Genomic DNA, 19,367 nt, shown 5'->3' with positions numbered 1-19,367 from the left:
TAGCGTTCGACACGGAATGCACTACGTCTCTAATCAAGCCGAAGCCGAGGCCGGCCCGTTGCCATCACGGCCGCACCTGCCCCGTGCCACGCACGCGGTATTTGAATGAGGTGAGCTGTTCGACGCCGACCGGGCCGCGCGCGTGCATCTTGCCGGTGGCGATGCCGATTTCCGCGCCCATGCCGAACTCGCCGCCATCGGCGAACTGGGTCGAGGCATTGGCGAGCAGGATTGCCGAGTCGATTTCGTTGAAGAATTTTTCGACCGCCTTGGCGTCCTCCGCGACGATGGCCTCGGTGTGGTGCGAGGAGAAAGTCTCGATGTGCTCGATGGCTCCGGCAACGCCGTCCACCAGTTTTGCGGAGATGATGGCGTCGAGATATTCGGTGGTCCAGTCGGCGTCCGTGGCGGGTGTTGCGTCGGGAAATGCTTTCAGCACTTCGACATCGGCGCGGATGGCGCAGCCGGCCTCGCGCAGCGCGGTCAGGATTGGAACGAGGTGTGTCGAAGCGACAGTGCGGTCCACAAGCAGCGTTTCCGCCGCGCCGCAGATGCCGGTGCGGCGCATCTTGGCGTTGACGGCGATCTTCACCGCCATGTCGAGGTCGGCCGACCTGTCGACATAGAGGTGGCAGATGCCTTCGAGATGCGCGAACACCGGCACGCGCGCTTCGTTCTGCACCCGCGCGACAAGGCTTTTTCCGCCGCGCGGAATGATGACGTCGAGATTGCCGGACAGGCCTTTCAGCATCTCGCCGACGGCGGCGCGGTCGGTGGTCGGCACCAGCTGGATGGCATCTTGCGGCAGGTTGGCGTTCTTCAGCCCTTCGACCAGGCAGGCATGGATGGCAGCGGAGGAATTCGCCGAATCCGAGCCGCCGCGCAAAATCACCGGGTTACCGGCCTTGAGGCACAGCGCGCCGGCATCCGCCGTCACGTTCGGCCGGCTTTCGTAGATGACGCCGACGACGCCGAGCGGCGTGCGCACGCGTTCGATATGCAGGCCGTTCGGGCGGTCCCATTCGGCCATCACCTCGCCGACCGGATCGCGCAGTTCGGCAATAGTGCGGATGCCGTCGGCCATGGCGCGGATGCGTGCCGGCGTCAGCTTCAGCCGGTCCATGAAGGAGGCGGCAAGGCCATTCTCCTCGCCATTGGCCAGATCGACGGCATTGGCGTCGAGGATGGCCTGTTCCTGGGCCGCGATTGCCTGCGCCATGCCGACCAGGGCGGCATATTTGCGTTCGGCGGTGGCGATGGCCAGTGGGCGTGCGGCAGCGCGCGCGCAGCGGCCGATAGCGGCCATCACGGCCGCAATGTCGCTGTTGGAATTGTCATGCCGGGTCAGCATGGTTCAGTCTCCGTCGTAGCCGGGGCGTCGGTGTAGGCGGTGGCGTCGTCGTTTACCACCAAATCGTCGCGGTGGATCATCGCCGAGCGCGCCTCGTAGCCGAGCACCGTTTCGATCTCGGTCGTCTTCAGGCCCGCGATTCTTACGGCATCGGCGGCATCGTAGGCAACCAGCCCGCGCGCGATTTCACGGGCCTCGGGCGACAGGATCGCCACGGTATCGCCGCGCGAAAAGTTGCCGCTGACCAGCTTGACGCCGGCCGGCAGCAACGACTTTCCGGACTTGAGCGCACGCACCGCGCCGGCGTCGATGGTGAGCCTCCCCGCCGGTTCGAGCTGGCCGGCAATCCAGGTCTTGTAGCCCTTGACCGGGTGACTGCTCGGCTTGAAGAAGGTGGCGCGCTCGCCGCGCTCGATCGCCATCAGCGGCGACAGCCGCGTGCCGGCGGTGATGATCATGGCGGTGCCGGCGGCGGTTGCGATCTTGCCGGCGTCGAGCTTGGTGCGCATGCCGCCGCGCGAAAATTCGGAAGCGGCAGCACCCGCCATTGCCTCGATGTCGGGAGTGATGTGGTCGACCAGCGGGATGAAGCGCGCCTGCGGATCGTGCGCGGGCGGGGCGGTGTAGAGCCCGTCGATGTCGGACAGGAGCACCAGAAGGTCCGCGCCCATCATGGTGGCGACGCGCGCCGCCAGCCGGTCGTTGTCGCCATAGCGGATTTCGGAGGTGGCGACCGTGTCGTTCTCGTTGATGACCGGCACCGCCTTCATCTTGAGCAGGGTGGAGATGGTGGCGCGCGCGTTGAGATAGCGGCGGCGCTCCTCGGTGTCGCTGAGCGTCAGCAGGATCTGCCCGGATTTGAGCCCATGGCCGCCCAACGCATCGGACCATGCGCCCGCCAGCGCGATCTGGCCGACGGCGGCGGCGGCCTGGCTTTCTTCCAGTTTTAACGCGCGCTTGCCCAAGCCCAGAATGGTGCGGCCGAGCGCGATGGCGCCGGAAGAAATGACGAGGATTTCCGTGCCGCCCTTGGCCAGCTCGCCAATGTCGTCGGCCAGCGATGCCAGCCAGTCTCGCTTGAGGCCGGTCGCGCGGTCGACCACCAGCGCCGAGCCGATCTTGATGGCGATACGCCGGTATTTTTTGAGGGAAAGCGCAGTCATCGGCGGCTAGTCCTGCCACCGCGTATCGACAGGGGCGGCAGGCGCGCGGGCGTCTTCCACGATCTTCATCAGCGCGCGCAGCATGGCTTCGACGCCTTCGCGGGTGGGGGCTGATAGCAGCATGGGCGTGCGGCCGGCGGCACGTTTCAGCGAGGCTATTTTCTTTTTGCGCTCGTCGGCATCGAGAAGGTCGACCTGGCTGAGCGCGACGATCTCGACCTTGTCGGCCAGGCCGTTGCCATAGGCCTCGAGTTCGTCGCGCACCGTCTTGTAGGCCTTGCCGGGGTTTTCTTCCTGTGCCGAAACAAGATGCAACAGCACGCGCGTGCGTTCGACATGGCCAAGAAAACGATCGCCGATGCCGACGCCCTCATGCGCGCCTTCGATAAGACCCGGAATATCGGCGATGACGAATTCGCGGGCATCGATGCGGGCGACGCCAAGGCCCGGATGCAGGGTCGTGAAAGGATAGTCGGCTATCTTCGGCTTCGCCGCCGTTACCGTCGCAAGGAACGTCGACTTGCCGGCATTGGGCAGGCCGACCAGTCCGGCATCGGCAATCAGTTTCAGCCGCAGCCAGATGTTCATTTCGATGCCGGGCAGGCCGGGGTTCGCGCGGCGCGGCGCCTGGTTGGTCGAGGTCTTGAAATGCTGGTTGCCGAAGCCGCCATTGCCGCCCTTGGCCAGCAGGAATCGCTGGCCGATATGCACCATGTCGCAGATCAGCGTTTCGTTGTCCTCTTCCAGAACCTGGGTGCCGACCGGCACTTTCAGCGTTACGTCGGCTCCCTTGCCGCCGGTCATGTTGCGGCCCATGCCGTGCATGCCGGTCTTGGCCTTGAAGTGCTGCTGGTAGCGATAATCGATCAGCGTGTTCAGCCCGTTGACCGTCTCGAGCCAGACGTCGCCGCCACGCCCGCCGTCGCCGCCGTCGGGGCCGCCGAACTCGATGAACTTTTCGCGCCGGAACGACACGGAGCCGGCACCGCCGTCGCCGGAGCGTATGTAAACCTTGGCCTGGTCGAGAAATTTCATCGGAAGGGGCTGTTTCTGCTGCTATTGAGTTTCATGACTGACCTCTACCCTATAGCGCGGGATAGGGCGAGAGCGGACGCGGCGTGTTTTGGTCGGAAGATGGCGATGAAACTGGTCACCTACAACACCCAGTATGGCGTCGGTCTCGACGGGCTCTACGATATCGAGCGTACCGCCAGTGCCGTGCGCGGCGCGGATGTGATCGCCCTGCAGGAGGTTTGCCGCAACAACCCCAATAATGGCGGGCGCGACATGGTGGCCGAGCTTGGCGAGGCTTTGCCGGAGTATTTTTCCGTCTATGGCAGCAATTTCGAGGCCAATATCGGCTCGCATATCGCCAAGGGCCGCGCCGTCACCAGCACGTTCCAGCTGGGCAATATGGTGCTGTCCAGAACGCCGATCCACTTGTCGCGCAACCTGCTTTTGCCGCGCAGCCGCAGCATCGATGCCCTGAATTTCCAGCGCGGCGCGCTGGAAGCGCTGATCGAGACGCCGCTTGGTTTCGTCCGGTTCTATTCGACGCATCTCGACCACCGCAGCCCGGTCGAGCGTATCAGCCAGATCCGCTTCCTGCGCGAGCGGCTGCTGAACTATCCGCTGGAAGGCGGCGGCCTTTCCGGCCTTGCCGAAGTCGGCCTGCCGGAGCCGCCTTGTCCCGAGGATTTTGTCGTGATGGGCGACTTCAACATGCTGGCCGGATCGCCGGAATATGCCGCCCTTGCCGGCACACCCGATCCTGAGTTCGGCATGCCGCTGAGCGCCGGCCTTGCTATCGATGCCGCGCGACACCTCGGCGTCGACGATCTCACCACATGGGTCGATCCCAAGTGTCCCGACAATGCCGGCCGGCATAAGCGCCTCGACTATGTGTTTACCAGCGCCTCGTTCGCCCGATCCTTGCAACGCCTGTGGGTCGACCGGCAGGCGGTCGGCTCCGATCATTTGCCGGTGTGGGCGGAACTGGCGTAGTTTCGGTGCGTCCTTCGAGGCTCGCCCGTCGACGTTGGGGCGGGCTTTCTTTGGTCGTGCGGGCTCGCACCTCAGGATGAGGACCGTTGTTGCTTATCGCTCGGTATCTGCCGACAGGGCAGGAGACGCCGCCGGAGCGCCGCCCTTCCTCATCCTGAGGTGCGAGCCCGCTTTGACGCCCGAGAAGGAGCACAAGCCCGGAAGGGCGAGCCTCGAAGGACGCACCCCGCCGAACATCATCAGACTGGGCATCATCAGAAATGCACCCAGTTGCGCAGGCTGGTCCAGGTCTTGCGGTCGAGACGATAGCGCTCGACCGGCACCTGGCCGGCGACGATCGAGTTCAGCATGCCCTGACCGGCATACTGGAAGCCGCATTTGTGGATGACCCGGCGCGAGGCCGGATTGATGACCCGGCACGAGGCCTGCAGCACCTGGATATTCGTGCTGCGGAAGGCGAGGTCGACGAGTGCGTGGGCTGCCTCGGTGGCATAGCCGCGCCGCCAGTAGGGCTCGCCGATCCAGTAGCCGAGTTCCAGCCCGCGATCCGTGGTGTTCAGGCCCGCACAGCCGACGATGGTGTCGGTTCCGGCCAGCGTCAGCATATAGGCCGCGCCGCCGCGCCGTGCCTTGGTCATGGACAGGAAGGCGCGCGCCTCGGCCTCGCCGTAAGGGTGCGGCATGCGCGCCAGCATCTGGGCAATGTGATGGTTGTCGGCCAGCTCCACCAGTTGCGCGATATCGCTTTCCTGCGGTGCGCGCATCGTCAGGTTCTCGGTGGCGATGACCGGGCAGTCTATGGCGAAACTTTCGTCTCCGGCGTCTTCCGCTTCGGCGACCATGGTGAAAATCCTCCAGAAAAGAAAAAGGGGAGATGGCTTGCCCATCTCCCCTGATCCATTTCCTGGCTTGGCCAGATACCGGTCCCCGAGATGGGTGCCGGTGTTCTCGTGCGGAACCGGCTACTCCGCGGCCTTGAGTGTCGGATTTACCGACACGTAGGTTCGGCCGTTGGCTTTCTTGTTAAAGGTGACAGCGCCGGTTTCGAGCGCAAAAAGGGTGTGGTCCGTGCCCATGCCGACATTGACGCCGGGATGCCAGGTGGTGCCGCGTTGGCGAATGATGATGTTGCCCGGAATGACGGCTTCGCCACCGAACTTCTTCACGCCAAGGCGCTTGGAATGCGAGTCGCGACCGTTGCGCGACGAACCGCCAGCTTTCTTGTGTGCCATTTGTCTAACTCCTTTGCGCCGCGAAGCGCCTCAAATTCTTATGAACGCGCTTGGCGCTCGTTTCAAGTCAGATATCGGTTCTGGACCGACAGCTTACTTCTTGGCCAGTTCCTTGGCCTGCTCGCGCCAGTCCTTGATCTGGTCGGCGCTGAACGGCATGTTCGCGTCGATCGTCTCGATGTCGGCGTCGGTGAGGGCCGCGATCTGCGCGAAGGTGGTGATGCCCTGCGCGATCAGGTCCTTGGCCGCAACCGGGCCGATGCCCTTGATGACGACCAGATCGTCGGCATCGCCGGCGGGCGCGGTGAACAGCGGCGCTGCGGTGGCGGTTGCTGCCGGGGCGGCTTCTTTTTTCGCGGCGGCCTTTGTCGGCTTGCCTTGCGCCTTCTTCGACGGCTTGGCGCCATCCGTCAGGATTTCGGAAATCCGCACGGTGGTGAGCAACTGGCGATGGCCGATCTTGCGGCGCGAATTCTGCCGGCGCCGCTTCTTGAATGCGATGACGGTACGGTTCTTGCCCTGCTCGACGATTTCCACTGTTACCAGTGCGCCCGAAACGAAGGGCGCGCCGAAAACGACGTTTTCGCCTTCGCCATGCGCCAGTACAGTGCCGATTTCGACGATATCGCCGACATTGGCTTCGAGTTTTTCGATCTTCAGGAGATCGTTGGCGGCTACGCGATATTGCTTGCCGCCCGTTTTAATGACTGCGAACATTTTTTGCCTTTCGCTGTTCGGTCGACCTTGATGAACCGTCTTTCTCTCGAAAGAGGGACGGTTCGGCCGTCTTTTTGTCAGTCTGCGGGTTCAATAGACAAGCGGCGCGGAAAGCCTCCACGCCGATTGCGCGCTGTCCATAGACGCCGGCCCCGGCAAAGTCAAGGCGAGGCCGGTGACGAAGATGGGGGAGGGCGGTGACGAAGATGGAGGAGGGGGTGCGCGTTGACGCGCCGGGAGCGGCTGGCCGGCGTCGGGGGCAGGGATTATCGCCGGCGCACATATTGGGCCTTGTAAGGTTGCTGTTCAGCCGTTATCTACTGCGCCGCGCCGGCAACGGCGGACCATGACCCGCGGAGAGGTGGCAGAGTGGTCGAATGCACCGCACTCGAAATGCGGCATGGGTGTAAGCCCATCGGGGGTTCGAATCCCTCCCTCTCCGCCACCAACCTTCCATAACGACTTGTTTTCAAGCGTTTTTCGGGACGTTCGCGCTTTCTTCCCCTCTATTTTCCCCACAATGATTTCCGGTCGTTGACGAATTACAGCGGAGTTTCGCCCGCCGTTTGTTCATTTCTGACAGGGAATCGAGCCAGGCCTTGGCGTCTTCGGCCCGGATCAGGGTCATCCTCCCGGCCTTTCTGATCTTCAGGCGGCCGTCCCCGATTTTGTCGAACACTTTCGTCCTGCCAACGCCGAAGGCCTCGCAAAACTCGGATATCCGGTAAGCTGGCTTTTCCATGGTGGCTGGGGCTGGCATGTCGTTCATGACGGATCCCTCCCCAACGCCTTCAGCGCATCGGGAAGGCATCCTCGGGCTGACCCCTTGGCACGGTCATGTTCGGTGAGAGCGTGGCGAAGATACTGGCGTGGTTTCGGGGGTGAGCGGCTGGCGATCAAAGGGCCGCGCCCTGACCATCCCGACGCCAGCAATATGCTCGTCCCATCTTGTGATTTGGCGGCCTTATCGGTGTGGCGTATATTAGCGAGGCGAAGGGCACCTAGTAGTCGGGAGATGAAAATGGCTCGTAAATATATTGACTGCCGAGAATTCCCGAGCGAGATGCAATGCACGGTAGCCATCTCAGCAGACCGGGAAGACGAACTCATCAACGCTGCAGTTCAGCACGCCGTATCAGTCCATGGCGAAAAGGACACACCTAAGTTCCGTTCCGAGATCAAGAAAGCAATTCACGAGGGCGCTCCTGCTGCCTAATCCACATAGGTGCGACTCCCTAAGCCCGCCAGCCGAAGCCAGCGGGGTCAGGCGTTGAATCACTCTCAGGCGAGAGGGTGATCAGGCGAAGACGATGTCCGTGTCAAAAACCGCCACAACGCCCGTCAAGTGAACAACGAGATCGTCGGCGGCGTTGAAATTGCCATCGTTGTTGAGGTCGGCGAGCACGTAAGTCTGGTTGGCGACAGTATCCGTGAACGTCGCGACCGCGAGCGTGTCGCCGGCTACGTCGAAGAAGCCGGGCACACCGCCAGCAAGCTGAGCGATCGTCGTGGCGGTGGTGGTGCCAGCAGCGACGGTGCCCGTCTCGCCGGTGAGATCGAACGCCGACAGATCGATCGTATCCTGACCCACGCTGAACGCATTAAGCATGTCGAAGTTCACATACGTCGAGTCGGTCTGGGCGGTGTAAACGAGGTTCTCATCGCCAGCACCCAGAAATATGCTATCAGCTCCACCGCCGCCACTGATCGTCAACTCGTTACCGGTGGCAGTAACAATCGCGTTAATGGTGTCGACGCCAGCGCCCATGTTTACCACGGCGCCATCAACCCGCGCCGACGGCTAAGGCATCATTGCCAGCACCCGTGCTAACGACAGCATCTTCGGTGTCGAACACGACGTAATCGTCGCCCGAACCGGTTGTCGCCGTTTCAAGATCGGGCGAGCCGGGCAGTACGGTGGGGCGCTCATTCTCTTTGCCAGAAAAGGCTTCATGCGACGGCATCAAATATGAATACTCGGCCAATGACGGTGGCGTCAGCGTCAGCGTCAGCCATGGAACCACCACGGTAAAAGTACTCAGCCTCGAGGCCGGGACCTACTCCCTGAATAACGTGCCGTTTCTGGTCAAGGCTTAGCGCCCTTTCGTCGGCGTTCAATGACGCGTTCCACGGGAATATTGTCGAACAGGCGCCTACGGCCAACGGCATTACTGCCGCCCGCGCCAGTTCGGGGTGACCCCTTCAGAATAGCGGACGACATCTCCTTCAGAGCATATCTGAATTATCGCCAACCTAAAATCATTGCTGGCCTTTGACGGGGCGACCATTTTTCAGGGGATTTAATTTCTCAATGTCGGTCAGGGGCGCTTGGCTTCAATTTGCTGCCAATAAACACCAGAAAAGCTGCCCGAGGTTTTACTCTGGAAGAGCCACCCGTTTCTTCCGGCTACCGCTCTTGAACGGGTAGGACGATATTCCTCTGCCCGCACTGGGCGAAGCTGGCGGTATGAGCGAGCGTCGATGAGAACAAGGCTACCGACGCCGCTCCTGGCTTGGGACTATCCCACTATGTGGGGATAGTACCTTGCGATTTGGCTGGACCGTTAAGCATCGGCACCAGGGCCGACAGATCGGTCAATATCCGGGCGGACCTGGCAAACCCTTTGAAGGACTTGCCGGCTCCCACGCCGGTGAGTTCGCCGACAAGCGCGGCCTGGCAGGCATTTACAGCCGTTTCGTGGATCTTCCCACGGCGGGCCGCTGGCCATTCGTAGAGAAATTCCAGAGCATCCTCGACGCAAGTAATTTCGTGAACAATCTGGTTCTTATCTTTGACGTAGAGCGGATTTGCGAACGCCAAAACAATCATCACAGCCTCCTTGTGAATGGAAATCTGAGCGGTTTTGAGTGGCGGTTGAATTTCCATCAGCAACAGCCACATCTGATATGGCTCATTTGGCCATTGAAAGCAAGGAAAGTGGGGGTTTCAACTTTTTAATTCTATGGGCCGGGTCGACGAGACAAGTTATTTACGCAGCGCAACGTGACCTTGGCCGTCCGCGGCGATCCGGCGCCGGCCCTCGATCAACGAAGGCACCGGCGGGTTCCGGCGGCCGGGATTTCAGGGGCCGGGCGCTCAGGTCGTTTGAGCTAAAATCCCGGCACGGCGAGCGGCTGCGACAAAGGCGCGGCGCGCCTCGTGAGGCGATCGCAATCCATCGAGCACATCCCGGCACGTCCGTTGCGCCGAGCGGTAGGTTCGGCCGCGTGCCCATTCCGGCCAATTTTCGCGCAGCACTTCCTTGGCCTCCCAGGTGCTCGCGATCATACGGCTGCCGGTGGCTTTGAAATAGAGTTTGACCGGGTTGGAAAAGACACCATCGCTCATCACTTCCTCCAAATTTTGAGCAAGCAATCAGATGTCGCGTTCGCACGGACATCTAGCATTCAATATAGGGTTTACAACCTTCGGTTTCAAGTCGGACGGCCCGGTCGGCGAACCACCAGAACCGGCGTGTGGCTGTGTGCAAGGACTTCCGCCGTCTGGCTGCCGAGCATCAGCCGCTTGATCCCGCGCCTTCCGTGGGATGCCATGACGATGAGATCACAATCATGGCTTGCGGCCGCTTCGAGAATTGCAGTGGCTGGAACCTCGTTAGGAACGTGAATCGTGTCGGTCTCGATGCCCAACTTTCCTGCCTCGGGTTTGACGGCTGACAGGATGTCGTTTGCGAACCGTTTCTGGCCCTCGTCGTAGCGCTCGTAGTCGACGGGACTTCCAACCCATCCGGAACTTGTCGTCGCGCCCTGCATGGGGAAACGTTCGGTTGCGACAACGACCGTCACTTTGCTACCGAGTGCCTTGGCTAGGCTCAGGCCCTGGTCGATGCCTCTCTGCGCCAAGTCTGAACCGTCGGTAGTGATCAGGATATGGTTATACAAGGCTCGTCTCCTTATGGCATTCTTCAACTATACACTGAGGTAAGCACCGGCAGCCCGACGGACAAGCGGGGCATGCCGGGCAATCCACCGGTCCACCGCCTGCCCGGCGCAGGCTATGGGAAGCGCTGAACCTGGCGCTATTTCGATCGGATCACGGTGTGGTTTGAGGGCGACCGGCCCGCGATCCCCGTGACAATTTCCCATGCTGAAGTCTCTCGCCGGCGCACCTACCTGCAAGGGAGGAATGAAAGGCATAAAGCCATGATGGTTGCTCCCAACGGAATGATGGACGGCATGGGCGTGATGATGTGGAGCATGGGCCTTGTCTGGCTGCTCGTCGCTGTCGTGCTCGTCCTCGGAGCGGCGGCGCTCGCCAAATATGTTTTCTTCAGCGGCAGCCATAAGGGTTGACCGCCAGTAAATTGAGACCCGTGTCCTGATGGATGCGCGGGCCTTTTGCGTTGTTCGGCGTGGGTAATGTCTGGCGCATCGCAATCGTGCCGGCCCTGAGCCTCTCCCGGAAAGAAAAACCCCGCCAGCCGAAGCCAGCAGGGTCAGTGGTTGGACAGTTCTCAGGCAAGAGATGATCAGGCGAAGACGATGTCCGCAGCGGTAATGACGGCACCACCGACGATATGAACAACGAGGTCGTTGGCGGCGTTGAAGTTGCCGTCATTGTTAAGATCCGCAAGCACGTAGGTCTCAGCGCCATCCTGGAACGTGGCAACGGCGAGTGTAGCGCCGCCCACGTCGAAGAAATCGGCAACACCACCAGCAAGCTGCCCGATCGTCAAAGCGGTCGTGGTGCCATCAGCGACGGTGGCCATATCGCCAGTGAGGTTGAACGCGGACAGATCGATCGTATCCGTACCCACGAGGAAGTTGGCGACAGCGTCGAAGTTCACATAGGTCGAGTCAGCCTGCGCGGTATAAACGAGGTTCGCAGCGCCAGCACCGCCCAGGTTAATGATGTCGGCACCAGCGCCGCCATTGACCGTGAGGTCGGTTCCAGCACCCGTGCCGCCCGCGTCAATGGTGTCGACGCCAGCGCCGGTGTTTATCACGGCGTTGTCAGAAGCCGCGCCGACGGTTACGTGATCGTCACCAGTACCGGTACTAACAACGGCATCCTCAGCGTCAAAAAGGACCGTATCGTTGCCCGAACCGGTCGTCGCCGTTTCGAGATCGAGAGAAGCGCCCAAGTTGACTGTAACGTCACCGGTAGCTGCCGAAGCGTCGAACGTCACAAGTTCAGGCGCGCCAACGGCGATGAAGACGTCACCTGCACCGGTCACCGTCAGGCTTTCAAGCCCGCTAAACAGCCCAAGATTGACAACGTCTGGCGCGGGTACGGCCGCTGCATCCCCGTTAGCAGCGAGGGTGATGTGCTCGATTTCGGCCGAGTTATTAACCGTAATGCCACCATCCCCAACCAAGAACACTACAGCAGCAGCATTGTCTTCTAAAGCCAGATGAAGCGTGTCGTTGGCTCCCGCAACGCTTGCTTCGATGCCGATCTGGATCGCCCCTGCTGCGGCAGACGCACCGAAGACGGTAGCCAGCGAGGCGTGGAGGTAGATAGCGCTGTTAGAGGAATTGATATTCTGTACGCCCGTGACGCTGGTGAGGTCCAGAGGCGCGCCGTCGGCGTTGTTGATGGTCTCGACATTCGAGATGACCGGAGCAGCATTTGGGAGAATACCGCCAGCGCTGATGTTCAATACGTCAGTGCCAGCGCCACCGTCGATGATGTCCGTGCTGTCGAGCGAAACAGGTAGAATAGCGCGGATATTGTCGGCGCCATCCGTACCGTGGATGACATCGACGCCACCGGTCTGAACGTTCGTAAAGTTAGTGAGCGTGAAGATCTCGCCAAGGCCGCCGCTGGCGAAGTAGGCGTCCGACGCCGTGTTGGCCGCGTCGACCGTCGCCGGATCGGCGGTGATGCCGTCGAGGATGGCATGCGCCGAATCGCTGGCCGAATCCGTCAGGCGACCGTTTTCCTGATAGACGTTGGCATTCGTCGTCGCCGCTTCCGTTGACCAATGAATACCGGCATCGACCTTGTTTTGCAGATAGCCCTGGTCCGGGCTGCCTTCGTTGGTGGAGGCGTTGCCGAGGATCGAGGCGACCACGCTGCCGGCCGATTCGCCGGAAGCGATGCGGCTGCTGTAGTAGTTGAGGCCATCGGCGTCGATCGCACGGCCGAACACGTTCTGGTAGACCTCCGCCAGGAAATCATCGGGGCTCAGCAGGCCGGGAAACTCGAAATAGGGATAGGTGTCGGAAGCTTCGGGCGAGGCCGCGAAAGAATCGCCGATGTCCTGGATGGAGACGCCCGCTTCGAGACGGCCAATCCAGTACTGCAGGCCAACCGGGTCCGGAGCACGATCGTAGAAGCCTATATATACCTGGGCAACGAGTTCTGCATTGCTTGCCATTGTGGAGATCCTTTTTTCCAATGGTTCATGTGCATGCAAGTAGGTGCCGAACTGTTGCTCGGTGCCGGGTAGTTCACGGTCTCTAGCCCATCGCTACCGGTGAGCCATCCAAAGACCGTGGGTAGGCCCCACCACGGGAATACTCGCCATCGAAAGAAAATTCGATCCCCAGCCGGAGATTTTTATTGAAATATTCGCCAACCAGCAAGTGGGAAATGCAATACGAAAAAAAAGTGATGCACCATATTGCCCTTGGCTTCGGCTACGCGGCACATCACCGATACGAACAGCCTGGTCGGCGGCCAGCTTCGCCTTACTCCAGCCGCGCTTGGCGTGGCCGAGCTGCCGGGCTTACGTGGCCGGGTATTCCCGAGGATAAGGTCAAGCCGGATGGAGTCGACTTGCGCCGGCCGTGGTGCTTTGATGGCACCGGAATTCGATGAGGATGTCGATGAGAACACCGGTGGCCCTGATGGTGGCCCTGCTTGGCCTTGGCGGATGCGCGGGCAACTCGCTGGTCAGCGGCGAGGAGGCGGCGGTGCTTGTCTCGACCGTCTATGACGACGTTCCCTGCGCCCGGCTGACCAGCGATCGCAACGCGCTGGCGCGTGATGTGGGTGTTCCGACCGACGCAAAAGTGACGTTCAGCGGGGTCTCGGCCGGTTTCGGCGTGGTCATTCCCGACTATCGCTCGCAGGCGCGCCGCGAGCACGACAGCGCGGTCGGCAAGATTGCCGCGATGAACGATTCCCTGGCGCGGCGCTGCGGGGAGGGGACATCCCAATGATGGCGCGCCGCATCGCAGCTTCGCTGGTTGCGGTCGGTGTCGTCCTTGGTGTGGGCGGGGGCTTGAGCGGCTGCGGCATGGCAAAGGCCTATAGCAACACCGGCAAGATGTTCGACAAATATGGCTGTATGGCCCGCGACATCAAGGGGCAGGCGCCGTGCCCAGCCGAGGACTCCTAGAGTCCGTTAGCGCGGGCGGTCTCGTCCAAAGCCGTTGCGAAATGAGCCGGGAACGGTTATACAGGCGACGAATTTCCCATATTGGTGGCTTAAACCACCGCCCGCGCGGGAACGCGGGCGAACGAGAAGGTGACTTTTTTAATGGCCAATACGCTCCTCATGCCCAAGGCGACCGCCGTGTGGCTGGTCGACAGCACCGCGCTTTCCTTCGAGCAGATTGCGCAGTTCTGCGGCCTGCATCCACTGGAGGTCAAGGCGATCGCGGATGGCGAGTCGGCGCAGGGCATCAAGGGCATGGACCCGATTATGACCGGCCAGCTCACCCGCGACGAGATCTCGCGTGCGGAAAAGGACGGCAATCTGCGCCTCAAGCTTTCCGAGCCGAAGGTTCGCGTGCCGGAATCCAAGCGCAAGGGGCCGCGTTACACGCCACTGTCGAAGCGGCAGGACCGGCCGAATGCCATTTTGTGGCTGGTCCGCAACCATCCCGAATTGAAGGATGCACAGATTTCGCGCTTGGTCGGCACCACCAAGTCAACGATCGAGCAGATTCGCGATCGCAAACATTGGAACGCGGCCAACCTGGTGCCGATGGACCCGGTGACGCTTGGCCTTGCCTCGCAGATCGACCTCGACATGGAAGTCAACCGCGCCTCGCGCGGCAAGGAGGCGGCCGCACCCGTCGGCGATACGCTACTGCCGGCAGCCCTTACTGAGCGGCTTGTGCCGACGCCCGAAAAGCCGAAGGACGAGAACGAAGAACTCGACGCCAATGCCGTGTTCGCCAAGCTTTCGGCGCTGAAGTCGAAAGACACCGACGAGGATGAGGGCGAGGAATAAGCGCTTTTCCCTCTCCTTTCGAAGAGAGGGAAAAAGTTACGCTCCGCGCGCCTTGCCCGGCGCGATGCCGTAGTCTTCGCTGCGCTCGACGGCGCGGTAGAAATCGGCAAGTTGCTTGCCGCGCTCCGGCTTGAAGATGCGCCCGGCAATGACCACCGAGGCGATCCGGTCGATACGGAATGCGCGGAAGTCGCCGCGCATCTCGCACCAGGCGATCAGGGTCCAGACCTTGCCCCAGAACCACAGGCCGAGCGGGCGGATGTCGCGCACGCTGCCGCGCCCGGCTTCGTCGGTATAGTCGATGGTCAAGACCTGGCGTTTCTCCACGGCCCGCTCGATAAGGTCGATCGCCTCGCGGGCGGCATCGCTGACAACCCACATGGGCGTGTGGATTTCGGTCCGGGCGATGCGGTCCTTCTCCGCGTCGGGAAGTACCGCGCCGATCTTGACCAGCGCTTCTTCGGCCGCCCTTGCCATGGCCGCGCCGCCAAAGGCCCGCACCATGCGCGCGCCGGCCACCAGCGCCACGATCTCGTCACGCGTGAACATCAGCGGCGGAAGGTCGTAACCATCCCTCATCATGTAGCCGACGCCGGCCTCTCCATCGATCGGAACGCCCGTCGATTGCAGGTCGGCAATGTCGCGGTAGATGGTACGCTCGGAAACCTCGAGCCATGTTCCCAGTTTCTGCGCGGTAACAAGCCTGCCGCCACGCAGATGCTGGACAATCTGGAAAAGCCGGTCGGCACGTCGCATGGTCGTTCCTCTTGCCCGCCCAACCCAGGCTCACCGACATAGTATTGCACGATCCTCCTGACAACATTGTGTCAGGAGGATCGTGCGCCTCGGGCAGGTGCATGGTGGCGGTCAGGCGCATGGCAGAGGCACCTTCTTGCGCGCAACAAGGCCGGTTCAATGGCCGAAGCTGCCCGACCCCTTACGCCTTTCCGGCCAGCCGATATCATGCTGGAGATGGGCGGGAAACGAGTTGAGCAGGCGTTCGGTACGGATCTCGTTGCGCAGGGTGCGGACCTTGCCGACATAGCGGATCATGGCGTTCAGAACGGTAAAGGTGGTCATCGCGGCCTCCTGTTTTGTTGAAGGCCACTATCGCATACCGCTCCTGCCAGCACTGTGTCAGCAGGGTGCGGGGCTCAGCCGAATCGTCTGGCAGCGTCGATGGCAAGGCCAAGCCCGACCGAGCCGAACCGGTCGGAGCGGGAAATGCGGGCGTCCGGAAAGCGCGCAATCGCTGCCTGCTCTACCATCGGCACCTGCACGCCGCCGCCGGTCAGGATGACGGTTTCGATGGCGCCGGCCTGCACGCCGGCTGCCTTCAGCGCATCGTCGATCGACGTGCCGATGCGCCGGACCAGATCCATGCCGGCTGCCTCGAATTCGGCCCGCGTCACGGGCACGTCGAGCGCAAGGCCCGGTTCGATCAGCGCGATGGTTTCGGTGTCCGCGTCGGTCAGCGCGATCTTGGCCCGTTCCACCTCCGCGGCCAGCCGATGGCCGGAGCGGTTCTTGAGCACATGCGCGTAGCGCGCCAGCTTTTCGGGCTCGGCTGCCTCGCGCGTCAGCGTGTGGATGTCGCGGGCGTTTTTCGCCGTGTAGAGCGTATTGATGCGGTGCCACGTCGCCATGTCGTTGAAGTACCAGACCGGCAATTGCCGCTTGCCGTCGAGCGTCGCGGAGCCGAGGCCAAGATGCGGCATGACCCTGGCGATGTTGAACTGCCGGTCGAAATCGGTGCCGCCGACATGGACGCCGGATGTGCTCAGTATATCGTCGCGCCGATCCGATTTGCGCACCCGTTCCGGGGAAAGGCGCAGCACGGAAAAATCGGAGGTGCCGCCGCCGATGTCGACCACCAGCGCCAGTTGCTCCGCGTCGAGCATGCGTTCGTGGGTAAGGGCGGCGGCGACCGGCTCGAACTGGAATTCGACGTGACGAAATCCGACCATGCGGGCTGCCGCCTCAAGCTGCGCCTGCGCTTGCGCGTCGGCTTCGTCGTCCTCGTCGACGAAGCGCACGGGGCGGCCCAATACGACCTGTTCGGGCGCTGCCCCGTGCTCGGATTCAAGGCGTGAGCGAAGATGGCGCAGGAACCGCCCGATGATCGCCTCGAAGCGCAGGCGTTCGCGGCCGATCTGGGTGGTGTCCTTCATCAGGCCGGTGCCGAGGATGGATTTCAGCGCGCGCATGAAGCGCCCTTCGGCCCCGTCCATGTATTCGAACACGGCTGCCCGCCCGAAATAGGTCTTGCCGTCCTCCAGGCTGTAGAACAGCGCCGAGGGAATGGTCAGGTGCTCGCCCTCGAGCGGCACGAGAGCCGGAGCGCCGCCCGGCGCGCACAGGCCGACGGTCGAATTGGTGGTGCCGAAATCGACACCACAAAAATCAATCGGCATAGTGGAAAGCTCGCAAAATGGAGGCCGGCACCGGCAGGCGTGCTCAGCGCTTTTTTGGGGAAAGGCCGTTTAGCGGATCATCGCTGAAAAGGAAAGGCCGCCTGCAGCCCCGTCACCCGCGACGCGGGGCAGTCACACGCCGATCCCCCTTTGCGCCAGCGCCGCGCCGATCTCGTCCAGTATGGCCGGATCGTCGATGGTTGCCGGCATCAGCCATTCTTCCTTGTCGGCGATCTTCTGCATGGTGCCACGCAGGATCTTGCCGGAGCGGGTTTTGGGCAGGCGCTTGATCGTGACCACGGTCTTGAACGCCGAGACGGGGCCGATGCGGTCGCGCACCAGCGTCACGACTTCCTTCTCGATCATGGCCGTGTCGCGGGTGACGCCCGCATTGAGCACGACGAAGCCGAGCGGCACCTGGCCCTTCAACGCGTCGGCAATGCCGATGACCGCACACTCGGCCACGTCGGGATGTGCGGCCAGAACCTCTTCCATGGCGCCCGTGGATAGCCGGTGGCCGGCGACATTGATGATGTCGTCGGTGCGCGCCATGATGAAAAGATAGGTGTCTTCATCGACAATCCCGGCATCGGCGGTTTTGTAGTAGCCGGGGAATTCCTCCAGATAGGCTTGCCGGAAGCGGGCGTCAGCGTTCCACAAAGACGGCAGGCAGCCCGGCGGCAAGGGCAGCTTGATGACGACATTGCCGAGCGTGCCGCGCGGCAGTTCGTGGCCGGCATCGTCGACGACGCGGATGTCGTAGCCCGGCATCGGTACGCCGGGCGAGCCGTATTTGACCGGCAAAAGGCCAAGTCCGACGGGGTTGTGGGTGATCGGCGATCCGGTTTCGGTCTGCCACCAATTGTCGATCACCGGCACATTCAGCTTCTGCTCGGCCCATTTGATGGTTTCGGGGTCGGCGCGCTCGCCGGCCAGGAACAGCGTGCGGAATTTCGACAGGTCGAAGTTGGCGATGAGTTCGCCTTTCGGGTCCTGTCCCTTGATGGCGCGGAACGTGGTCGGCGCGGTGAAGAGTGCTACGACGCCGTGCTGCGAGATCACCCGCCAGAAGGCGCTGGCGTCCGGGGTTCCGACCGGCTTGCCCTCATAGACGATGGTGGTGCAGCCGTGCAGGAGCGGGCCGTAGACGATATAGGAGTGGCCGACCGCCCATCCGATGTCGGAGGCCGACCAGAACACTTCGCCTGGCTTGACGCCGTATTCGTTGTCCATCGACCATTTCAGCGCGACCATGTGGCCGCCATTGTCGTGGATGACGCCCTTGGGCTGACCGGTGGTGCCCGACGTGTAGAGAACATAGAGCGGGTCGGTGGCCAGGACCGGCACGCAGTCCACATTGGCTCCGGCGGCGCGCTCTCGCGCCACGGCGTCGGCGAAGTCGATGTCGTAATTTTCCTTGAGGTCGCAGCGCAACTGGTCGCGCTGCAGGACGATGCAGCGGTCCGGCTTGTGGCGGGCCATTTCGATGGCCCCGTCGAGCAGCGGCTTGTAGGCGATGATGCGGCCCGGCTCCAGTCCGCAGGAAGCCGACACGATGAGCTTGGGCTTGGCGTCGTCGATGCGGGTGGCCAGTTCGCGCGAGGCAAAGCCGCCAAACACCACGGAATGGACCGCGCCCAGCCGCGCGCAGGCCAGCATCGCGAAGATCGCCTCGGCCACCATCGGCATGTAGATGATGACGCGGTCGCCTTTCGTCACGCCGTGGTTTTTCAGCACGCAAGCCAGCGCGACGATCTCGCGCTTCATCTCGGCATAGGTGAACTTCTCGACGACGCCCGTATAGGCGCTGTCGTGGATCAGCGCCGTCTGGTCGGCGCGCCCGCCGGCAACGTGACGGTCGACGGCGTTCCAGCAGGTATTGCAGGCCGCGCCGGGATACCAATGCCCATAGACGCCCGCTTCAGCATCGAACACTTTGTCGACGGGCGTCGACCAGTCTATGCCCTTGGCCGCCTCTGCCCAGAAAGCATCGGGATCGCGTTTCCAGCCTTCGTAAACCTCGTGATAGCGCGAAGCCATGCCTCGTTCCTCTCCGGTAATTTTTCCGTCATTTGTTCTAGCGCCTGGAAGGGTGGCGCGTCCATCGCGCTTTCGACCGGGAATTTTGGGCTGTCCTTTGACAGCAGCGCGGGATGCTGGTCAAAGGCGGCATGACGAAAATTCTCGCGCTTGTCATCCTGGCGATGATGGTCATCCAGTTGATCAAGCCGCTAGGCTGGCCCGGATTGAGGGCGCGACGCGACTTCTGGAAACTGGCGGTGCTGGCGCTGGCCGCGATCTCGCTGACCGCCGTGCTTGGCCACTGGGGCTGAGCC

The 19,367-nt window shown here is 62.2% G+C and carries 24 protein-coding genes and 1 tRNA gene; 8 read left to right on the top strand and 17 right to left on the bottom strand.

The genetic code is table 11. From position 1 onward, the window contains the following. Positions 1–64: 64 nt before the first annotated feature. From ACX3P0_RS08920 to obgE, 3 genes are read right to left on the bottom strand one after another with little or no spacing between them, the layout of a single operon-like run. Positions 65–1,351 (bottom strand): glutamate-5-semialdehyde dehydrogenase, encoded by a 1,287-nt coding sequence (locus ACX3P0_RS08920; RefSeq protein WP_459087946.1) that lies wholly within the window; start codon positions 1,349–1,351, stop codon positions 65–67. Next, entirely contained in the window at positions 1,345–2,514 is a 1,170-nt protein-coding gene (gene proB / locus ACX3P0_RS08915) for a glutamate 5-kinase (protein ID WP_459079407.1), read from the bottom strand. Before proB ends, ACX3P0_RS08920 begins: the two co-directional genes overlap by 7 nt. Before the next feature lie 6 nt (positions 2,515–2,520). After that, complete coding sequence (gene obgE, locus ACX3P0_RS08910; protein ID WP_459079408.1) at positions 2,521–3,549, bottom strand: GTPase ObgE; 1,029 nt, start codon at positions 3,547–3,549, stop codon at positions 2,521–2,523. Positions 3,550–3,654: 105 nt separating this feature from the next. On the opposite strand from obgE, the gene ACX3P0_RS08905 reads away from it, so the two are divergent. After that, positions 3,655–4,518, top strand: a complete 864-nt coding sequence (locus ACX3P0_RS08905; RefSeq protein ID WP_459087945.1) for an endonuclease/exonuclease/phosphatase family protein — start codon at positions 3,655–3,657, stop codon at positions 4,516–4,518. 254 nt (positions 4,519–4,772) lie between these two features. On the opposite strand, the gene ACX3P0_RS08900 is transcribed toward ACX3P0_RS08905, so the two are convergent. The 3 genes from ACX3P0_RS08900 to rplU all read right to left on the bottom strand — a co-directional run bounded on the left by ACX3P0_RS08900 (position 4,773) and on the right by rplU (position 6,467). Further along, the gene (locus ACX3P0_RS08900; protein WP_459087944.1) at positions 4,773–5,360 is read right to left on the bottom strand and encodes a GNAT family N-acetyltransferase; all 588 of its coding nucleotides are present in this window, start codon (positions 5,358–5,360) and stop codon (positions 4,773–4,775) included. Positions 5,361–5,480: 120 nt separating this feature from the next. Next, positions 5,481–5,750 carry a 50S ribosomal protein L27 gene (gene rpmA / locus ACX3P0_RS08895; protein ID WP_459079411.1) on the bottom strand — a complete coding sequence of 90 codons (270 nt, stop codon included), beginning with the start codon at positions 5,748–5,750 and terminating at the stop codon, positions 5,481–5,483. A 93-nt stretch (positions 5,751–5,843) separates the two neighbouring features. Further along, on the bottom strand, positions 5,844–6,467 hold the full coding sequence (rplU, locus tag ACX3P0_RS08890; RefSeq protein WP_459087943.1) for a 50S ribosomal protein L21: 624 nt from the start codon (positions 6,465–6,467) through the stop codon (positions 5,844–5,846). 355 nt (positions 6,468–6,822) lie between these two features. Between rplU and ACX3P0_RS08885 the strand changes: the two genes are divergently transcribed. Continuing rightward, positions 6,823–6,912, top strand: a tRNA-Ser gene (locus ACX3P0_RS08885). Positions 6,913–6,936: 24 nt separating this feature from the next. Here the strand turns inward: ACX3P0_RS08885 and ACX3P0_RS08880 are convergent. After that, on the bottom strand, positions 6,937–7,236 hold the full coding sequence (locus ACX3P0_RS08880; RefSeq protein WP_459087942.1) for a helix-turn-helix domain-containing protein: 300 nt from the start codon (positions 7,234–7,236) through the stop codon (positions 6,937–6,939). Between the two features lie 252 nt (positions 7,237–7,488). On the opposite strand from ACX3P0_RS08880, the gene ACX3P0_RS08875 reads away from it, so the two are divergent. Continuing rightward, positions 7,489–7,683 carry a DUF1059 domain-containing protein gene (locus ACX3P0_RS08875; RefSeq protein ID WP_459087941.1) on the top strand — a complete coding sequence of 65 codons (195 nt, stop codon included), beginning with the start codon at positions 7,489–7,491 and terminating at the stop codon, positions 7,681–7,683. Positions 7,684–7,764: 81 nt separating this feature from the next. On the opposite strand, the gene ACX3P0_RS08870 is transcribed toward ACX3P0_RS08875, so the two are convergent. The 5 genes from ACX3P0_RS08870 to ACX3P0_RS08850 form a co-directional block, all read right to left on the bottom strand. After that, positions 7,765–8,235, bottom strand: coding sequence for a M10 family metallopeptidase C-terminal domain-containing protein (locus ACX3P0_RS08870; RefSeq protein WP_459087940.1), 471 nt, complete (start codon positions 8,233–8,235; stop codon positions 7,765–7,767). Positions 8,236–8,251: 16 nt separating this feature from the next. Beyond that, positions 8,252–8,431 carry a hypothetical protein gene (locus ACX3P0_RS08865; RefSeq protein ID WP_459087939.1) on the bottom strand — a complete coding sequence of 60 codons (180 nt, stop codon included), beginning with the start codon at positions 8,429–8,431 and terminating at the stop codon, positions 8,252–8,254. A gap of 563 nt (positions 8,432–8,994) precedes the next feature. Beyond that, positions 8,995–9,369 (bottom strand): DUF982 domain-containing protein, encoded by a 375-nt coding sequence (locus ACX3P0_RS08860; protein WP_459087938.1) that lies wholly within the window; start codon positions 9,367–9,369, stop codon positions 8,995–8,997. Positions 9,370–9,564: 195 nt separating this feature from the next. Continuing rightward, on the bottom strand, positions 9,565–9,843 hold the full coding sequence (locus ACX3P0_RS08855) for a DUF982 domain-containing protein (protein ID WP_459087937.1): 279 nt from the start codon (positions 9,841–9,843) through the stop codon (positions 9,565–9,567). Positions 9,844–9,902: 59 nt separating this feature from the next. Continuing rightward, the gene (locus tag ACX3P0_RS08850) at positions 9,903–10,370 is read right to left on the bottom strand and encodes a universal stress protein (protein ID WP_459087936.1); all 468 of its coding nucleotides are present in this window, start codon (positions 10,368–10,370) and stop codon (positions 9,903–9,905) included. A gap of 261 nt (positions 10,371–10,631) precedes the next feature. Here ACX3P0_RS08850 and ACX3P0_RS08845 point away from each other — a divergent pair, with 261 nt between their 5' ends. Further along, positions 10,632–10,781, top strand: a complete 150-nt coding sequence (locus tag ACX3P0_RS08845; RefSeq protein WP_459087935.1) for a hypothetical protein — start codon at positions 10,632–10,634, stop codon at positions 10,779–10,781. Between the two features lie 176 nt (positions 10,782–10,957). Here the strand turns inward: ACX3P0_RS08845 and ACX3P0_RS08840 are convergent, their stop codons facing one another. Then, on the bottom strand, positions 10,958–12,832 hold the full coding sequence (locus ACX3P0_RS08840; protein ID WP_459088217.1) for a DUF4214 domain-containing protein: 1,875 nt from the start codon (positions 12,830–12,832) through the stop codon (positions 10,958–10,960). Positions 12,833–13,262: 430 nt separating this feature from the next. Between ACX3P0_RS08840 and ACX3P0_RS08835 the strand changes: the two genes are divergently transcribed. The 3 genes from ACX3P0_RS08835 (at position 13,263) to ACX3P0_RS08825 (ending at position 14,617) form a co-directional block, all read left to right on the top strand. Then, positions 13,263–13,598 carry a hypothetical protein gene (locus ACX3P0_RS08835; protein ID WP_459087934.1) on the top strand — a complete coding sequence of 112 codons (336 nt, stop codon included), beginning with the start codon at positions 13,263–13,265 and terminating at the stop codon, positions 13,596–13,598. Beyond that, positions 13,595–13,777: a hypothetical protein gene (locus ACX3P0_RS08830; protein WP_459087933.1), complete on the top strand. Its 183-nt coding sequence runs from the start codon at positions 13,595–13,597 to the stop codon at positions 13,775–13,777. Before ACX3P0_RS08835 ends, ACX3P0_RS08830 begins: the two co-directional genes overlap by 4 nt. Before the next feature lie 141 nt (positions 13,778–13,918). After that, entirely contained in the window at positions 13,919–14,617 is a 699-nt protein-coding gene (locus tag ACX3P0_RS08825) for a DUF1013 domain-containing protein (RefSeq protein ID WP_459087932.1), read from the top strand. Between the two features lie 36 nt (positions 14,618–14,653). On the opposite strand, the gene ACX3P0_RS08820 is transcribed toward ACX3P0_RS08825, so the two are convergent. The 4 genes from ACX3P0_RS08820 to ACX3P0_RS08805 all read right to left on the bottom strand — a co-directional run bounded on the left by ACX3P0_RS08820 (position 14,654) and on the right by ACX3P0_RS08805 (position 19,071). Next, positions 14,654–15,373, bottom strand: a complete 720-nt coding sequence (locus tag ACX3P0_RS08820; protein WP_459081549.1) for a helix-turn-helix transcriptional regulator — start codon at positions 15,371–15,373, stop codon at positions 14,654–14,656. 156 nt (positions 15,374–15,529) lie between these two features. Then, positions 15,530–15,697, bottom strand: a complete 168-nt coding sequence (locus ACX3P0_RS08815; RefSeq protein ID WP_459081548.1) for a hypothetical protein — start codon at positions 15,695–15,697, stop codon at positions 15,530–15,532. Positions 15,698–15,771: 74 nt separating this feature from the next. After that, the gene (locus ACX3P0_RS08810; protein WP_459087931.1) at positions 15,772–17,031 is read right to left on the bottom strand and encodes an Hsp70 family protein; all 1,260 of its coding nucleotides are present in this window, start codon (positions 17,029–17,031) and stop codon (positions 15,772–15,774) included. Between the two features lie 132 nt (positions 17,032–17,163). Beyond that, positions 17,164–19,071, bottom strand: a complete 1,908-nt coding sequence (locus tag ACX3P0_RS08805) for a propionyl-CoA synthetase (protein ID WP_459087930.1) — start codon at positions 19,069–19,071, stop codon at positions 17,164–17,166. A gap of 113 nt (positions 19,072–19,184) precedes the next feature. On the opposite strand from ACX3P0_RS08805, the gene ACX3P0_RS08800 reads away from it, so the two are divergent. Then, the gene (locus tag ACX3P0_RS08800) at positions 19,185–19,364 is read left to right on the top strand and encodes a hypothetical protein (protein ID WP_459081559.1); all 180 of its coding nucleotides are present in this window, start codon (positions 19,185–19,187) and stop codon (positions 19,362–19,364) included. The last annotated feature ends 3 nt before the right edge of the window (positions 19,365–19,367 follow it).

Source organism: Mesorhizobium sp. A556 (assembly GCF_054489545.1).
Note: the sequence above shows the minus strand (reverse complement) of the source record. Positions and strands in the feature narration are given on the sequence as shown.

What these genes read in the sequence shown, in the direction of transcription:
- ACX3P0_RS08920 (WP_459087946.1), bottom strand. Translation starts at nt 1,351, where the DNA reads ATGCTGACCCGGCATGACAATTCCAACAGCGACATTGCGGCCGTGATG.
- proB (WP_459079407.1), bottom strand. Translation starts at nt 2,514, where the DNA reads ATGACTGCGCTTTCCCTCAAAAAATACCGGCGTATCGCCATCAAGATC.
- obgE (WP_459079408.1), bottom strand. Translation starts at nt 3,549, where the DNA reads ATGAAATTTCTCGACCAGGCCAAGGTTTACATACGCTCCGGCGACGGC.
- ACX3P0_RS08905 (WP_459087945.1), top strand. Translation starts at nt 3,655, where the DNA reads ATGAAACTGGTCACCTACAACACCCAGTATGGCGTCGGTCTCGACGGG.
- ACX3P0_RS08900 (WP_459087944.1), bottom strand. Translation starts at nt 5,360, where the DNA reads ATGGTCGCCGAAGCGGAAGACGCCGGAGACGAAAGTTTCGCCATAGAC.
- rpmA (WP_459079411.1), bottom strand. Translation starts at nt 5,750, where the DNA reads ATGGCACACAAGAAAGCTGGCGGTTCGTCGCGCAACGGTCGCGACTCG.
- rplU (WP_459087943.1), bottom strand. Translation starts at nt 6,467, where the DNA reads ATGTTCGCAGTCATTAAAACGGGCGGCAAGCAATATCGCGTAGCCGCC.
- ACX3P0_RS08880 (WP_459087942.1), bottom strand. Translation starts at nt 7,236, where the DNA reads ATGAACGACATGCCAGCCCCAGCCACCATGGAAAAGCCAGCTTACCGG.
- ACX3P0_RS08875 (WP_459087941.1), top strand. Translation starts at nt 7,489, where the DNA reads ATGGCTCGTAAATATATTGACTGCCGAGAATTCCCGAGCGAGATGCAA.
- ACX3P0_RS08870 (WP_459087940.1), bottom strand. Translation starts at nt 8,235, where the DNA reads ATGGGCGCTGGCGTCGACACCATTAACGCGATTGTTACTGCCACCGGT.
- ACX3P0_RS08865 (WP_459087939.1), bottom strand. Translation starts at nt 8,431, where the DNA reads ATGCCGTCGCATGAAGCCTTTTCTGGCAAAGAGAATGAGCGCCCCACC.
- ACX3P0_RS08860 (WP_459087938.1), bottom strand. Translation starts at nt 9,369, where the DNA reads ATGTGGCTGTTGCTGATGGAAATTCAACCGCCACTCAAAACCGCTCAG.
- ACX3P0_RS08845 (WP_459087935.1), top strand. Translation starts at nt 10,632, where the DNA reads ATGATGGTTGCTCCCAACGGAATGATGGACGGCATGGGCGTGATGATG.
- ACX3P0_RS08835 (WP_459087934.1), top strand. Translation starts at nt 13,263, where the DNA reads ATGAGAACACCGGTGGCCCTGATGGTGGCCCTGCTTGGCCTTGGCGGA.
- ACX3P0_RS08830 (WP_459087933.1), top strand. Translation starts at nt 13,595, where the DNA reads ATGATGGCGCGCCGCATCGCAGCTTCGCTGGTTGCGGTCGGTGTCGTC.
- ACX3P0_RS08825 (WP_459087932.1), top strand. Translation starts at nt 13,919, where the DNA reads ATGGCCAATACGCTCCTCATGCCCAAGGCGACCGCCGTGTGGCTGGTC.
- ACX3P0_RS08820 (WP_459081549.1), bottom strand. Translation starts at nt 15,373, where the DNA reads ATGCGACGTGCCGACCGGCTTTTCCAGATTGTCCAGCATCTGCGTGGC.
- ACX3P0_RS08815 (WP_459081548.1), bottom strand. Translation starts at nt 15,697, where the DNA reads ATGACCACCTTTACCGTTCTGAACGCCATGATCCGCTATGTCGGCAAG.
- ACX3P0_RS08810 (WP_459087931.1), bottom strand. Translation starts at nt 17,031, where the DNA reads ATGCCGATTGATTTTTGTGGTGTCGATTTCGGCACCACCAATTCGACC.
- ACX3P0_RS08805 (WP_459087930.1), bottom strand. Translation starts at nt 19,071, where the DNA reads ATGGCTTCGCGCTATCACGAGGTTTACGAAGGCTGGAAACGCGATCCC.
- ACX3P0_RS08800 (WP_459081559.1), top strand. Translation starts at nt 19,185, where the DNA reads ATGCTGGTCAAAGGCGGCATGACGAAAATTCTCGCGCTTGTCATCCTG.